Annotated in this window: 17 protein-coding genes and 1 pseudogene; 3 read left to right on the forward strand and 15 right to left on the reverse strand. The window is 36.9% G+C overall.

Annotated elements, in window-relative coordinates; translation table 11 throughout:
* Positions 1-23: 23 nt before the first annotated feature.
* The 6 genes from FC70_RS00520 to FC70_RS00545 form a co-directional block, all read right to left on the reverse strand.
* On the reverse strand, positions 24-677 hold the full coding sequence (locus FC70_RS00520; RefSeq protein WP_057889090.1) for a sugar transferase: 654 nt from the start codon (positions 675-677) through the stop codon (positions 24-26).
* Positions 678-711: 34 nt separating this feature from the next.
* Positions 712-1,488 carry a tyrosine-protein phosphatase gene (locus FC70_RS00525; protein WP_057889091.1) on the reverse strand — a complete coding sequence of 259 codons (777 nt, stop codon included), beginning with the start codon at positions 1,486-1,488 and terminating at the stop codon, positions 712-714.
* A 42-nt stretch (positions 1,489-1,530) separates the two neighbouring features.
* On the reverse strand, positions 1,531-2,280 hold the full coding sequence (locus FC70_RS00530; RefSeq protein ID WP_057889092.1) for a CpsD/CapB family tyrosine-protein kinase: 750 nt from the start codon (positions 2,278-2,280) through the stop codon (positions 1,531-1,533).
* A 12-nt stretch (positions 2,281-2,292) separates the two neighbouring features.
* The gene (locus FC70_RS00535; RefSeq protein ID WP_057889093.1) at positions 2,293-3,162 is read right to left on the reverse strand and encodes a YveK family protein; all 870 of its coding nucleotides are present in this window, start codon (positions 3,160-3,162) and stop codon (positions 2,293-2,295) included.
* Positions 3,163-3,349: 187 nt separating this feature from the next.
* Positions 3,350-4,348: an LCP family protein gene (locus FC70_RS00540; protein WP_057889094.1), complete on the reverse strand. Its 999-nt coding sequence runs from the start codon at positions 4,346-4,348 to the stop codon at positions 3,350-3,352.
* A gap of 209 nt (positions 4,349-4,557) precedes the next feature.
* On the reverse strand, positions 4,558-5,292 hold the full coding sequence (locus tag FC70_RS00545; RefSeq protein ID WP_057889095.1) for a hypothetical protein: 735 nt from the start codon (positions 5,290-5,292) through the stop codon (positions 4,558-4,560).
* Between the two features lie 221 nt (positions 5,293-5,513).
* Here FC70_RS00545 and FC70_RS00550 point away from each other — a divergent pair, with 221 nt between their 5' ends.
* Both FC70_RS00550 and FC70_RS09200 read left to right on the forward strand, forming a co-directional pair.
* Positions 5,514-6,080, forward strand: coding sequence for a sigma-70 family RNA polymerase sigma factor (locus tag FC70_RS00550; protein ID WP_057889096.1), 567 nt, complete (start codon positions 5,514-5,516; stop codon positions 6,078-6,080).
* A 173-nt stretch (positions 6,081-6,253) separates the two neighbouring features.
* Positions 6,254-6,423 (forward strand): annotated as a pseudogene (locus FC70_RS09200) (IS3 family transposase); the annotation flags it as partial.
* A gap of 36 nt (positions 6,424-6,459) precedes the next feature.
* Here the strand turns inward: FC70_RS09200 and FC70_RS00555 are convergent.
* Positions 6,460-6,942: a DUF1836 domain-containing protein gene (locus tag FC70_RS00555; RefSeq protein WP_112278708.1), complete on the reverse strand. Its 483-nt coding sequence runs from the start codon at positions 6,940-6,942 to the stop codon at positions 6,460-6,462.
* Positions 6,943-7,106: 164 nt separating this feature from the next.
* On the opposite strand from FC70_RS00555, the gene FC70_RS00560 reads away from it, so the two are divergent.
* The gene (locus tag FC70_RS00560) at positions 7,107-7,937 is read left to right on the forward strand and encodes a DegV family protein (RefSeq protein WP_057889097.1); all 831 of its coding nucleotides are present in this window, start codon (positions 7,107-7,109) and stop codon (positions 7,935-7,937) included.
* 229 nt (positions 7,938-8,166) lie between these two features.
* Here FC70_RS00560 and guaB read toward each other — a convergent pair whose 3' ends face one another.
* From guaB to rsmG, 8 genes are all read right to left on the reverse strand, one after another.
* Complete coding sequence (gene guaB, locus FC70_RS00565; RefSeq protein ID WP_057889098.1) at positions 8,167-9,309, reverse strand: IMP dehydrogenase; 1,143 nt, start codon at positions 9,307-9,309, stop codon at positions 8,167-8,169.
* A 186-nt stretch (positions 9,310-9,495) separates the two neighbouring features.
* Positions 9,496-10,269 carry a DUF1129 domain-containing protein gene (locus tag FC70_RS00570; protein WP_057889099.1) on the reverse strand — a complete coding sequence of 258 codons (774 nt, stop codon included), beginning with the start codon at positions 10,267-10,269 and terminating at the stop codon, positions 9,496-9,498.
* Between the two features lie 63 nt (positions 10,270-10,332).
* A complete protein-coding gene (gene ychF, locus FC70_RS00575) occupies positions 10,333-11,433 on the reverse strand; it encodes a redox-regulated ATPase YchF (RefSeq protein ID WP_057889100.1) in 1,101 nt (366 codons plus the stop codon).
* Positions 11,434-11,473: 40 nt separating this feature from the next.
* The gene (locus tag FC70_RS00580; protein ID WP_057889101.1) at positions 11,474-11,659 is read right to left on the reverse strand and encodes a DUF951 domain-containing protein; all 186 of its coding nucleotides are present in this window, start codon (positions 11,657-11,659) and stop codon (positions 11,474-11,476) included.
* A gap of 14 nt (positions 11,660-11,673) precedes the next feature.
* The gene (locus tag FC70_RS00585) at positions 11,674-12,552 is read right to left on the reverse strand and encodes a ParB/RepB/Spo0J family partition protein (RefSeq protein ID WP_057889102.1); all 879 of its coding nucleotides are present in this window, start codon (positions 12,550-12,552) and stop codon (positions 11,674-11,676) included.
* A complete protein-coding gene (locus FC70_RS00590; RefSeq protein ID WP_057889103.1) occupies positions 12,542-13,309 on the reverse strand; it encodes a ParA family protein in 768 nt (255 codons plus the stop codon). The genes FC70_RS00585 and FC70_RS00590 overlap by 11 nt, the downstream gene beginning before the upstream one ends.
* 17 nt (positions 13,310-13,326) lie before the next feature.
* Positions 13,327-14,256, reverse strand: coding sequence for a nucleoid occlusion protein (gene noc / locus FC70_RS00595; RefSeq protein WP_057889104.1), 930 nt, complete (start codon positions 14,254-14,256; stop codon positions 13,327-13,329).
* Positions 14,257-14,265: 9 nt separating this feature from the next.
* The gene (gene rsmG / locus FC70_RS00600; protein ID WP_057889105.1) at positions 14,266-15,000 is read right to left on the reverse strand and encodes a 16S rRNA (guanine(527)-N(7))-methyltransferase RsmG; all 735 of its coding nucleotides are present in this window, start codon (positions 14,998-15,000) and stop codon (positions 14,266-14,268) included.
* Positions 15,001-15,117: the final 117 nt, after the last annotated feature.

Here is a 15,117-nt window from a genome sequence, read left to right on the forward strand (position 1 = left end):
TACCTTCTAATTAATATATTATTTCATTCAGATTTTGTATTTTCCACAGTTAGTACATTTGATTTTTTTGTAAGTTGAACATTTTCTGGTTTATGTTTACCTTCATGTATTCCTATATGTAAGAATACGTACCACATGGTTCTGATCACTAACTTAAAATCTGTCATAAATGAAACTGAAGCTGCATATATGCCATCATACTGGGCCTTTTGCAAATTAGGAACATGATCACGTCCATGAACTTGAGCTAATCCCGTTAACCCAGGTAATACCGTTTCGGTCCCGTTCTTATGTCGCATCATAATTAATTCCGTTTCCGCACAAATTACTGGCCGTGGTCCAATAACACTCATTTCACCTTTAAGCACATTGATAAATTGGGGTAATTCATCAATGCTTGACTTTCGTAACCCTTTACCAATTTTAGTAATCATATCATCAGCATGTTCTAAACTATTCGTAGATGCATCATGTGGTGCCGTAATATACATACTTCTAAATTTATATATTTTAAAAGTCTTGCCATTAATGCCAACCCGGTTTTGCTTAAACATTACTGGACCCTTTGACTCTAACTTAATTAAAATAGCAATAATTATAAAAGGGATACATAATATAATTAGCGCAATAATTGCAATAATTACATCAAATAATCTCTTAAAAAAATGAACATACATAAGTTTACCCCTAACTTATAAAATACCAAAAACCTTAAAATAACCCGAATAACTTCTTTTTTTGTTTAATTTGTATTGGTTTCAACACATGTGGTGCAACCCGATCACCATTAATAATCGACTTCGCATTTGCTTTAAATTCAGCTGCTACGTCTTGCCCGAATTCTTTGGAAAGCTTATCAAACGCTTGTCGCATCTCATACTTACGGCCTGGTAAATCATGCGTATCAGAAGCAAATACATACGCTTGCCCAGCTGCTATTAACTGACGACTGAAGGTCTCGACCTTTTCGCCAAATGTGCCCACAAAACTACTAGCCGTAACCTGTGATAAACAGCCTTTTTCCAATAACTGCAATATAATTTCCGGATGTCGCATAATTTTCGTATTCCGCTCTGGATGCACAATAATTGGAATAATTCCTCGCATCTGCAATTGATACACCATGTCCGTCGTATAAGTCGGTACATCATCATCTGGAAATTCGAGTAACATATACTGATTATCTGCATCTGCAAATAAAATATCATCATTATCTAACGCATCTAATAAATCACCATTAATTCTCACTTCTTGACCAGGAAAAACGGTTAATGGAATACCCGCCGCCGTAATTGCAGCTTGGAAATCTTCCGTCATCCGTAAAACATCAGTCTTATGATTTATGTAAGCCCCATTCATATGATGGGGGGTAAGGAGCGCATGAGTGACACCATTATCAACAGCTTCTTGTGCCAATCTTAATGAAATATCCATATTTTTAGAACCGTCATCAATTCCTGGCAATAAGTGACAATGTAAATCAATCATCTGCGTTCCTCCTTTTTAACTTATATTTTCTATGTTAGTTATTTACTTAGTTTCGCCATAACCATATCCATAGCCGTAACCATATCCATAGCCGTAACCATTACGACTAGCGACATCATTCATGACATATCCCAAGAGATTAGCATGTACCATCTCTAATAACTCAATTGAACGTGTAACTGCTTTTTGTTGCGCAACTCCTTGACGAACTACCAAGATAACCCCATCAACATAGGCTGCCATAATTTGGGTATCAGTTACTTGTAACATTGGTGGAACATCAAAAATAATTAAATCATATTCACCTTTTAAAAGTTCAATATAATTTTTCATCCGATCAGAATTTAATAATTCTGATGGATTAGGTGGGACTGGCCCACTCGTCAATACACTCAAGTTTTCAACTCGAGTTGTTTTGATCACATCATGATAATCTAATTCTTTATTCGTTAAGACATTTGTTAATCCCTGATTATTAGGTAACCCAAACGTTGCATGCAAGGTAGGGCGACGTAAATCTGCATCAATAAACAATACTTTTTTACCTTGTTGAGCCCATGTAACTGCAGTATTAGCAGCCACGGTTGATTTACCTTCACTAACATTTGAAGACGTAAAGATCAACGTTTTATATTCCTTATCAACTGCAGAAAATTCAACGTTAGTTCGAATGGTCCGAAATTGTTCAGAAACCACATCTTTCGGGGTTACTTCGGTAATTAACATTACTCCATTTTCCATCGTATCCGTGGAAAGATCATTTTTACTTTTTTGTTTTTTAAAAATAGCCATTTTATCTTCCCCCTATACCCTTGCTCTAGATCGATGTCCGAATGAATCATTATCGTGTGTATTAGTAGCGTTATTAGCACGACGAATTTTACTATCCATATTAATGCGGTTAACTTGACCCAAATTAGCTAATCCAAGTTCCTGTAAGAATTCATCATCACGAACACTGGTATTCGTTAATTCAACTAATAATGCATAACCAACACTCAAGATAAATCCGGTAATCACACCCGCTGCAATAAACATAATTGTTTTAGGCGAAGTCTTGTGATTATTGGCAACTGCCTTTGAGACAATGGTTACGTTATTAACTTCCATGATGTCTTTAATTTTGTTTTTAAATTCTTTCGCAACGGCATTCGCAACGGCTGCAGATTTAGCAGGATCATCTGTCTTCACCGCTAAGGCAAACACTTGTGAATTTTGTTGGTTACTAACTGAAATGGCATCTTGTAATTCAGCCACACTAATATCATATCCTTGACCAGAATTTTTAGTTACAGCCGGTTTAGCCGCACTAACTAACTCTTTGTCACCATAGGCGTCAGTTCGATATTTTGCTTTTTGAGCAGGTGTGACTACTACCGTAGGATTCTTTAAATCATTTTTTACGGCTGTTAAGACCACTTGGTTCGTAATAATATCTTTATACGTACTAATCATTTGAACATCTGCTTGTTGGGTTGCATAAGCGGTGGCTGCATTGCTTTCACTGGTTTTCTGATTAACTAAAATTTGGGTCGTTGATGTATATTGTGGTGTTACTACAAATTCAGCTACGCCAAAGGCAACCACGGCGCAACCAACCATACTTAAAATAATGAGTGTCAAATGTTTCCTAAAAATCGAAAACAACCGACGAATATCTAACATATTATCCATTTCTTCCTCCGAGAATATTACCTATTAATTCTTTTATTATTCATGCAATTAATCTATCACGCAACCGATTAATCGATTTTGTATTTGAATCGAAATATAAATAACCGATTTTGTATTATAACTAACATCTTTTGAACAAATATCCGACACTTTCTCTGGCCTTTAAACAAGGAAAAACCAATTCTGGTTATTCACCAAAATTGGCCCGTTCAAGTCCAAGATTATCTCGAATAATATTCGATACTCGTTGTAGTTCCGTTTTAGAAACCACTTCAAAACTTTGACCACCAATTGATTCACTAGTTCCTTGCGCATGATCTGACTTAACTGTTACTGATGCATTGCGATAATTCAAAGCTAACTTCGTCATATCATTAAACGTTAAATCAGTTTTTAATTCACTGGAAATTGAGTTCAAGAACGTACGATTAAGCACCGTTTTATAGCTGGCTGATTTCTTCAATAACGCCGCAATAATTAACCGTTGACGAGTCTGACGACCATAATCACCTTGTGGATCTTCGTGACGCATCCGTGAAAAGGCTAATGCTGTTTCACCATCCATAGTTTTTGATTGACCAGATACAAAGCTATGACCATCATAATTAAAGGTCAAAGGTGAAGTAACTGTTACACCACCAACTTGATCAATGGCTTTTTCCAAGCCACCCATATTAACTAAGACATAATAGTCGATTGGAATTTTTAAGTAATTTTGAACTGTATTAATGGCTTCTTTTGAACTACCGTAAGCATACGCAGCATTAATCTTAGCTGGTGAATATTCAGGGTAGTCAGGCAAGTTAACTTCCATATCACGAGGTAAACTCGTCATAGTCGTTTTCTTGGTCTTTGGATTGATGGTCATGACAATCATCGTATCTGTCCGACCTTTATAATTACGGCCTAGGGCCCCAGTATCAGTTCCCATTAAGAGAATTGAAATTGGCTTTTTGGAACCCAGCGCACTTGCGGCACTCCGCGTTTTAGTAGCCCCTGTTTTTTCATACATATTAGTTGTAGCTTTATTCATATTATTAAATGCTACTGCCGCAAAGGCGGCACCCGTTAATACTAATATTCCTATAACTACCAAAATTATATTCCGAACTAGATGCTTTCTGCGTCCATGATGATGGTGGTGATGACGCTGATGTTCAGAATGATTACTACCTTTGTCTGCCATTTCTTACCCCACATAAAAATGTTTAATTTTTTAGTTCATCAATAAATAATTTTCACACATAAAACTTAAATTTTCAAGATGTCAACCAATTTGTAACATGTTTGATATAAATTGATTAACCTATTGAAACTAAATAATAGCAACATCAAGCAATATTTTTATAAACTAAATACTAATAATCTTATAATCTTTAATAACTATTTTCCATTTTATCCGTGAAATGGTTTAAAAATAACTTTCATGCATCGGTCCATGTCAGCCATTGAAATTTCTTCATCAAATAATTCCTTATAATATATTTTTAATTCCGCTTGTCGCATCGCCATTGCAACCCGTGTTTTATTATGTTCATCCGTATGGTGGCCACTTTCATCTAAGTTAGGCACACCCCATTGTGATTTAACGGCTTCATACGCCCCATGAAAAATATTGAATTGACGATCTTCCGCAATTTGAATTGCACCAATATTTCGTGAACGATTAATATTAGTTTTTAATTTTGAATCAGCAATATCCAATTTAATTGATAAGCCACCCTTGAATATAATCCGCAATAACTGATCATTCGGACACACACCATAAACTGATACATGATGCGCCATCACCCAAGTTGTATTTTTACTACGTTTATTTCGAGTTGGCACTAATTGATATTCGCCCGCCACACAAGGAATCCCATGATCAAAATTATATAAGTCTGCAAAAACGCGCATCTCATAATCCAAAATACCCATTTGTTCCGCAAATTCGCTCACTAATTCACGAGTGCTTTTACGAATAATTAACTGACTACCGTCAATATTTAAAACCCATGAATATGTTATTCCTGCCAATTCTAATTGAGAGATTACTAATGTTTGCTCCCATGAAATAGTCGTTGAATCCATGACATCCTTTAATACCATTTGATCTAACAGTTCTAGATTGATTGTCTCTTTTAACATAGTCATCCCCTAATAATAATTTTTTTACTGATAACTAAACTAACTTACTATCTACCAAATTTCAATTACTACTACAAACTACTACCGTTACTATGCCAAAATAATCACAAACTTGCTCATTTGGTTTTAATCTATCCATTTATGGAGTTAGCAATCCATTTGTATATTACATATCATATGTCTATCGAAGGCCTTCGAAATTATGATTACTGGAGATTCACATGAATAACGTCGAAAATATCCAACGTGGATTTGAATTATTAACAACTGATGAGAACGAAAAAATAATTTTTGGAGTACTAAAACATTTCCATATTAATCCTTTAAACCCTAATTATGATGATCTCGCACAAGAAGGCAAGTTAGCCTTTGTTGATGCCTATTGTCGCTTTGTCGATAAACCCAGTAAAGATTATGACAACTTCCAAGCCTATGCCTATCAACGCGTCAAATGGCAACTGAATGACTTATTAAATCGCCAAACTAAACAAAAATCATACGTTGACTTCTCACTAAATAACGAATTAATTTCTCGTGAAGTCATTGATGAAATTTTGATTGATCACAACGATCATAGTAATCACGTTACTCAAGTACTAACCAATGATTTTTTCAATCAATTATTCACAATTTGTAATCAGCAGGAACGCCGTTACCTGACCGGTACTTTTTTAAAAGGCCTTAATGGTGCCGAAATCGCAAACTACTATAATGTTAGCCGACAAGCGGTCAATAAATGGAAACAACAAGTCACTCAAAAAGCAAAATTACTATCCCAACTAGATTAGTGAAATAACTAGCCAACTCTGATTTATAAACCACTCCCTGTCAAGTAGACAGAAAAAATATTTTTTCTCCTAGTAATTTAAATTACTAGGGGTTTTTATGTTGCTTTCATAGATATTAAATTTTGGCACCTATCGTTTATTTTGTCGTCCCAATTATTCTGTACAGATTTCTCTTTTTTCATATTATGAAAGTTAAAACTTTCTATCAAAAAGAAACCGATACCTATGAAACGTTAGTTTCATAAATATCGGTTTAGATAAATAATTATAATTTTTCTAGAATTAAAAAAAACTGGGTTATAAAAGTCCGGTTGAATCCCGAATTTTTACAACCCAAAAAGCCACTGAAAGGTTGGTATTTTATTTACTAAGAATTATGCTATTTATCATCATCAAACCATTGATTGAGATAAATGACATGTGCAACCGCCGTAACAGTACTATGCAAAATTTTTTTTCCATCGTCACCTTGGTCAATAAAAGTGGGTTCGATTATATGTGTATCAAAAAGTGCTGAAAGTGTCACTTCAAATTCTTCACAAAAGGAATTATATGCGGTTTGTTTATCAGCCGTTTCTTCTTGAATTCTAAACAACTTCTCGATATTTTCCATCGAGAGTACTTTTTTAACGAGTGTAATGAAAAATAATGAAGCAATTTGTTCAGCGTTATATTGTTTTTTTACTGGGCTTTTAATATACCCTTTTTTAACATAGTTGCTGATCATTGATGAAGTGATTTCTAGACAGCCTAAGGGCATTAGGAAGCCATTGATATATTTAGTAGTTTGCTCAAGATAAAGCCCGATATCTGGTATTTCCTGATATCTAGGAATGTGAAACTTAAATAATGTATGTGCCATAAGAGACGACTCCTTTTTTTTAAGTTTACAAAAGCTTTTTATAATCGTCAATAAGATTTTTGAAAAACGCTTGACAAGGATAACCTGGCTGTGTAAATTAAAGTTATCGGTTTTACAAAAACCGAAGAACAGTTTTTACTAAGCTTTTTATAAAAGGAGATATTATGACTTATAAAATTGTCTATGATTCAGCTGCCAATGTTATAAAACCCGCTATTGAAAATAGCAGTAGCGTTCCGTTACACATGATTATTGATGGTGTCGATTATGTGGACGATGCCACGCTTAATTTAGATCAGTTCAAGGTGAAATTACAACAGTGTGAAAAATCCGGAACGGCTTGTGCAAGCGTCATGGATTGGATGGCAGCATTTGGAGATGCCGAGACCGTTTTTTGCATTACAATAACCGGTGCCTTATCAGGTAATTACGCAAGTGCAATGCTTGCAAAAGAAACATATGAGGAGACTTATCCTAATCGTCAAGTTTATGTCATTGATTCAAAATCAGCTGGTCCAAAGATGGCATTGCTTGTTGAAAAAGTTACAGCATTAATTGCTGATGGAATGGACCCTCAGGCGATTGCCACGGAGATTGAGAAGGCAAAACGAAAAACTGAACTCCTTTTTGTGCTTTCATCACTAACCAATTTAGCTAAAAATGGTAGAGTTAGCCCATTGCTTGCAAAAGTAACAGGTATGATGGGGATTCGTGTCGTTGGACGCTCAAGCACTGCGGGTGAATTTGAAATGATTGCAAAGCATCGTGGTGAGAAAAAAGCGTTTAAAGATATATTGAACGAAATGGCAAAATCAGGCTATTCAAGTGGAAAAGTTCAAATTGCTCATCACGATCATTTGGATGGCGCTGAGAAGTTAAAGCAATTGATTATGGAGCGATTTAATACAAAGGAAATTCAAATTGTAGCAACGACAGCGTTATGTAGTTATTATGCCGAAGATGGCGGTATTATGTTAGGATTTGAAATACAATAAACACCATTGAAGTAAGCCCCCACAATATTGGACGAAACTTTAAGCGACTTTTTGGGTTATAAAAATTCGGGATTTAACCGGACTTTTATAGCCCAACTTTATTTTAATTCTATAAAAATTATAATCATTTATCAAAACGTACTCTTAGCGATCCCAATTCAGGTTTGGATGGCTATTTTTACAAAAAAAAGAACCAGAAGTTAAACACTTCTGATTCCGTCAAATTGATTTATTTGTAATTAGGTGCTTCCTTAGTAATTTGAACATCATGTGGATGAGATTCAATCAAGCCGGCTCCAGAAATTTGGACAAATTGAGCTTTTTCAATTAAGTCTTTAATTGTTCCGGCTCCAGTATAGCCCATTCCTGAACGAAGACCACCAACTAGTTGGAAGATAATATCCGAAACATCACCCTTATATTCAACACGGGCTTCAATTCCTTCAGGAACTAGCTTGTTAGCTTCATTAACGCCACCTTGGAAGTAACGATCAGATGAACCATGTGATTGAGACATGGCAGCAACTGAACCCATCCCACGGTATGACTTATATTTAACACCGGCATCTTCAAAGACTTGTCCAGGTGCTTCAGTGGTTCCTGAGAACATACTACCAAGCATCACTGCATTTCCACCAGCAGCAAGAGCTTTAACGATATCACCAGAATACTTGATACCGCCATCAGCAATAATCGTTTTACCATATTCACGAGCCACACTAGCTGAATCATAGATTGCTGTTAATTGAGGAACTCCAACGCCCGCAACTACTCGCGTCGTACAGATTGAACCAGGTCCAATTCCCACTTTAACAACATCAACCCCTGCTTCATACAAAGCCCGGGTACCTTCAGCTGTGGCAATATTACCAGCAATCAACGTAGCAGTTGGGAAATGTTCACGAATTTCAGAAATTTTACGAAGAACACCTGCTGAATGACCATGCGCAGTATCAATCACAATTGCATCAACCCCAGCATCAAGTAACGCTTTGGCACGATCAAATGTATCAGAAGTAACCCCAACGGCAGCCGCAACTAGTAAATGGTTGTTTTCATCAACGGCAGCTTTATCAAAGTTACCACCTAATTCAACACCCTTAACATTCGCCACTTCAGCGGCTTGTTCGGCACTAGTCATGTTCTTATGGATAACACCCATTCCACCTTGTAAAGCCATGGCGATTGCCATTTGGCTTTCAGTCACTGTATCCATTCCGGCACTTAGGAACGGTAAGTTCAAATGAATTTTATCAGTTAAATCGACACCCAAATCAACCTCATTGGGCAATACATCACTTTCTGCTGGAATCAGCAAAACATCATCAAAAGTAAATCCCTTTTTAGCGAACTTTGTTTCCCATTCTGACACGAATAATTCCTCCTATTAATTGTAAGTTGGTATCACTTTACTAGCCTTTAAGACGCACGTCAAATGTTTCTCACAAACTGTAATCAAATTCTAATATTAAAGCGTAAAACCCGAACATTATCTTGTGAAATTACCTTTTTCTGGTAAATAAAAAGCTCATTCTTCTGAATGAACTTTTGATAGATATTATTTTTTACGTGCTTGTTGATTTTGGCCACCAGCAAAGGCACCACCAACAATATTATAACGACGACGAACATACATGTCGGCTAAGAATCCAAGAACTGCTAAAACAATATAAGCAATTCCAGGAAGCGTTGGATTAATCATTCCTGGTAGTAAACTTGCGGCAAAGTAAATTGCAATCCAAGCAACTAGTGCAGCAACAACTGATAAAATTTTATACCAAACTGGCTTCTTTTCTTCACCCTTTTTAGCTGGTGACAAGACCTTAGTAACCCAGGCGAACAATAATCCACCCGAAATAGCAACTAAGATAATTGCTAGAATCCCTGATGTACCTGTTTGATCAGCAGCCATTGATTTGGGTGAGAAGACTGACATCAAACCAAACATAAAGGCAAAGATATTAAAGAACATTAGACCATTATCTAAGGCCAATAGTTTATAACTACTTTGTGGTTGAGGTCCCCGACGAACTGGTCCATTAACAATTTCAGCAGCATAAGCGGTTGGTGTCCCAAATAATTGCTTGGCCGTTGTACCCTTTTTTTGGCCTTCAACCAGCGCTGTCATCGTTTCTTCGATCACTTGAGCTTTCTTGTCAGCCTTAGCATTCAAAGCATCTAATTGTTTACCTAATTGGAACATAAATTCTTCATTTCGCTTAGTTAATCCTTGATCACTTAGTTCGTGATGTGTTGCAACGCTCTCTTTTTGCATTTGTTCGCGTTGTTTCTGTCCTGCTTGTGCGTTTCTTGATTGGTTTTCTTCACTCACGAATATTGCCCCTTCCGACTCCTATGTTTGTAATGCTGTCTTTTAAACCTATTTTAGTAACGATTAAACATTGAATCTAAATTCAACGATATCGCCATCTTCCATGACGTATTCTTTACCTTCTTGACGAAGGCGACCAGCTTCACGAACAGCTGCATGGGTTTCATACTTATCCAAATCATTAAAGCCCATAATTTCAGCGCGAATGAAACCTCGTTCAAAGTCAGAATGAATAATTCCGGCTGCTTGCGGTGCTTTGGTACCCTTATGATACGTCCAAGCTTTGGTTTCTTTCCCACCAGCAGTAAAGAAGGTTTCTAATCCTAGAAGTTTATATGAAGCCCGAATTAAGCGATTCAATCCAGGTTCTTCCACGCCTTCCATTTCAAGGAATTCGGCTTTATCAGCTTCTTCCATTGAGGCAATTTCTTCTTCACTAGCAGCGGCAACGCCAATCACTTCAGCGCCTTCATCCTTAACGTAATCACGAATTTGGTTGATGAATTGATTGCTTTCAGGATCGCCCATTTCATCTTCACCAACATTAGCTACGTACAGCACTGGCTTCGAAGTTAATAAGAAAAGTCCCTTCACAATTGGCATTTCATCTTCATCAAATTCAATCGTCCGAACACCTTTACCGGCTTCAAGCACTGGTTTGATTTTTTCAAGCACTGATAGTTCAGCTTTAGCTTCTTTATCACTACCCTTAGCCGCTTTTTCAACTTTAGCCAAGCGCTTATCAATCGTTTCTAAATCAGCTAGGCCTAATTCTAGGTTAATCGTCTCGATATCATCAAGCGGATCAACCTTGTTGTTAACATGGGTAATGTTGTCATCTTCAAACGCACGAACCACGTGCACAATGGCATCAACTTGACGAATATTTTCCAAGAACTTGTTACCAAGTCCCTCACCTTTACTTGCGCCTTTAACGATTCCGGCGATATCAGTAAATTCAAACGTCGTTGGGACAACTTTTTTGGCTGGAATCAATTCTTGAATCCGTGCCAAACGAGCATCAGGAACTTCAACCATCCCCACATTAGGATCAATTGTGGCAAATGGGTAATTTGCCATTTCGGCTCCTGCCTTTGTAATTGCGTTAAATAGCGTTGATTTACCAACGTTTGGCAAACCAACAATTCCAGCTGTTAAAGCCATTTGTTAGTCACTCTTTCTTTAATTAATTTTTAGGAAACTGTTAATCTGCTTTTTTCTGTAACATTTTTTTGAAGCGTTTTTCAAAATCTCGGCGTGATAACATCACGATGTGACCACAACCCAAACATTTAATTTTAATGTCAGCACCCATTCGAATGATTTCCCATTCATTAGTTCCACATGGATGTTGTTTTTTCATCATTACAACGTCGCCTAAATCATACATAATTTTCACCTCAACTAGTCTAAGTTGATATCTAATATTTCTAAAATTCGGGTTAAGTCATCGTCTGAAACATATGGTATTTCAATCTTACCAGCACCTTTTTTCGCACTTGATTGTGCCAATGAAACCTTCGTTCCAAAGTGTGATTGTAATGAGCTTTCAGCTGCCTTCAAGTAAACTGACTTTTTCTCAGCCTTCTTAGCTGGCTTTTTACTCGTACCATTCATTTGACTGACTAGTTGTTCTAACTGACGAACCGTTAAGTTTTGTTCAACCACCCGTCGAGCTAGTGCAACTAACTTATCTTTATCTTTTAAACCTAACAATGTTCGTGCTTGTCCCATTGAAAGTTGTTCTTTTTGCAACATTTCTTTAACCATCTTAGGTAAACCTAAGAGTCGTAAGTAATTAGCAATATATGGACGACTCTTACCTAGACGTTCAGAAACTTGGGCTTGCGTTAATGATAATTTATCCATCAAGGTTTGATAGGCTTGCGCTTCTTCAAGCGGAGTTAAATCTTCACGTTGAAGATTTTCCAACACTGCTACTTCCATCATTTCTTCATCCGTCATGTTACGGATAATGGCTGGGATTGTCGCATTCTCAATTGATTTTGATGCACGATAACGCCGTTCACCCGCAATGATTTCATAACGGTGCATCTTAGCGTCGGGTTGGCGCACAATAATTGGTTGGAAGACCCCTGATTTTTTAATCGAAGCGGCTAATTCATCGATTCCTTTAGAATCAAAAATTTTCCGTGGTTGATAAGGATTCGGACGAATATTGTTTAATTTTAATTCTTGAACATTTTCTTCATTGGCCGAAACATCATTTTCTTCAAACAGTGCTGACAAACCACGTCCAAGACCTTTTTTATTACTTGCCATGAGCTGCAACGACCTCCTTAGCTAATTCTACATATACTAGAGAACCCTTTGATCGTGGGTCATAATCAATGATTGGTAGGCCATGACTTGGTGCTTCAGCTAACCGAACATTTCGTGGAATGATAGTTTCATAGACTTTATCACCAAAGAATTTTTGAACTTCTTCTTTAACTTGTTGACCTAAATTAGTCCGTTCATCATACATGGTGAGTAAAACCCCTTCAATTTTCAAATCGGGATTAAAGTGTTTTTGGACTAACTTAATGGTATTCAATAATTGACTCAAGCCTTCCAAAGCATAGTATTCACTTTGAACGGGAATTAAGATTGAATCACTGGCAGTAAAGGCATTAATTGTAAGTAAACCAAGCGATGGTGGACAATCAATTAAAATGTAATCGTATTGATCACTAACGGTTTTAATGGCATCATTCAAACGAGTTTCACGAGCCATCATGGAGGTTAATTCCATCTCGGCACCTGACAATTGAATCGTCGTTGGGGCGATATCAAGACCTGGATGAGCAGATTCTAAAATAACATTTTTAAGTTCAGCATCATTAACTAACACATCGTAAATATCTTCTTCAATCGTGGGTTTTTCAATCCCCGTTCCACTCGTTGCATTTCCTTGTGGATCTAGATCAATTAATAATACTTTTTGATGCATTTCGGCCAAACATGCGCCTAAATTAACACTAGTGGTTGTTTTACCGACACCACCTTTTTGATTAGCTAACGCAATCACATATCCCATTTTCTTATGCCTCCCTTTTATTTATTCGCTTTTTTAGTTACTTTTTTAGTTGGTTTTGCTTTTTTGATATCAACTGGATTTTTAGGAATTTCAATCACAATTTGATAATGATCGCCCATGTCTTCTTCATGGGTCTTAATCTTCATACCATTATCTTTAATCAGCTTAACTGATTGCTTAATCGTATTAACGGCAACTCGCGTGTCAGCAGTTAACCCTTTAGTTGATGACTTTTTACGACTTGGTTTTGCCACTGGAGTTGTTTTTTTGGTAAATACCGGTTCTTCATCAGCGAGCACTTTACCAGTCAGCACCGCAACTAGCTCTTCGGTTTGTTTAACCGTCAAATGACGATTTACAATTTCCATTAAGCTTTCACGTTGTTGATCTTCAGATAATTCTAACAACGCCCGGCCATGCCGTTCTGAGATTCGATGATCTAAAATGGCATTTTGAACGGGAGCAATTAATTTCAATAAGCGAATTTTATTAGCAACTGCAGATTGGCTTTTACCCATTCCTTTAGCTAACGTAGCTTGCGTTAAGCCATTTAATTCCATCAAATTACGATAAGCTTGCGCCTCTTCAATTGAAGTTAATTGTTCGCGTTGAAGATTTTCAATCAACGCTAAGCTGGCTGTTTCTTTGTCATTTAACTTCTCAACAATTGCTGGAACCTTTTCCCACTGAAGTTCGGTCATTGCACGGAAACGTCGTTCACCGGCGATGATTTCATACTTACCAGCTTCATATTCACGAATAATAATTGGTTGTAATAAGCCATGTTCTTGAATAGTCTCGGCTAATTCTTTAATTGAGTCTTGATCAAACACTTTACGTGGTTGGAACCGGTTCGGCGTAATGTCTTCTCGATTAACTTCAATCACTTGATTAGTTGCCTTACGTTTCTTATTACCAGAGTTCCCAAAAATTGAAAATGATGCCATCCTCTTCACCTACTTCTTTGCTTGAATTGGTTTCTTTAGCGGAACCCCTGGGCGTCGTGGATATTTGTCCGGTGTCGCCATTGTTTTCTTAATTAGAATCATTGTCCGTGGCTCATTACTAATTGGCAACTCAGCTTGTTTTACTGACTCAACCTGACCACCTAAAGTATCAATCGCAAATTGGCCTTCTTCTAACTCGTCTGACGACTGGCTTGCCTTTAATGCCATAAAATGACCATCCAGCTTAACCAACGGTAGACAAAATTCGCTTAATACTGACAACCTAGCGACTGCTCGGGCCGTGACAACATCAAATGACTCACGATATTGACTAGTTAATCCCCCAAAAGTTTCAGCTCGATCATGAATTAAAGTAACGTCCGTTAAGCCGAGTTGTTCCACTAGTCCGGTTAAAAAATTAATCCGTTTATTCAGAGAATCAATAATCGTAATTTTTAGCTGTGGAAAAGCAATTTTCATTGGCAGTGATGGAAACCCAGCGCCTGCACCAACATCACACAATGTTAATGATTGTGTTTGTAATGGTACAAAACTTAACGCCGGTAAAATCGAATCATAGAAATGTTTTAAATACACTTCTTCGTGATCCGTAATACTGGTTAAGTTTAGCTGTTGATTACCTTCAACTAGCAGTTTAAAATACAACTCAAATTGGTCGAGCTGAGTTGCTGATAATTCGACACCTTGCGCTGCTAATGCTGTTTTAAATTGTTCCGGATTCATGAATGTACTCCTTTAATTCGTGAAACAAATTTATGTTTCACATACCATTTAACTTTAACCCAAAAAGCTACAATTATCAACCAGTTTAACATGCTTTCGCGAGTAATTTTCGATAAA

The sequence above is a fragment of the Paucilactobacillus oligofermentans DSM 15707 = LMG 22743 genome (assembly GCF_001434315.1).
Classification (GTDB): domain Bacteria; phylum Bacillota; class Bacilli; order Lactobacillales; family Lactobacillaceae; genus Paucilactobacillus; species Paucilactobacillus oligofermentans.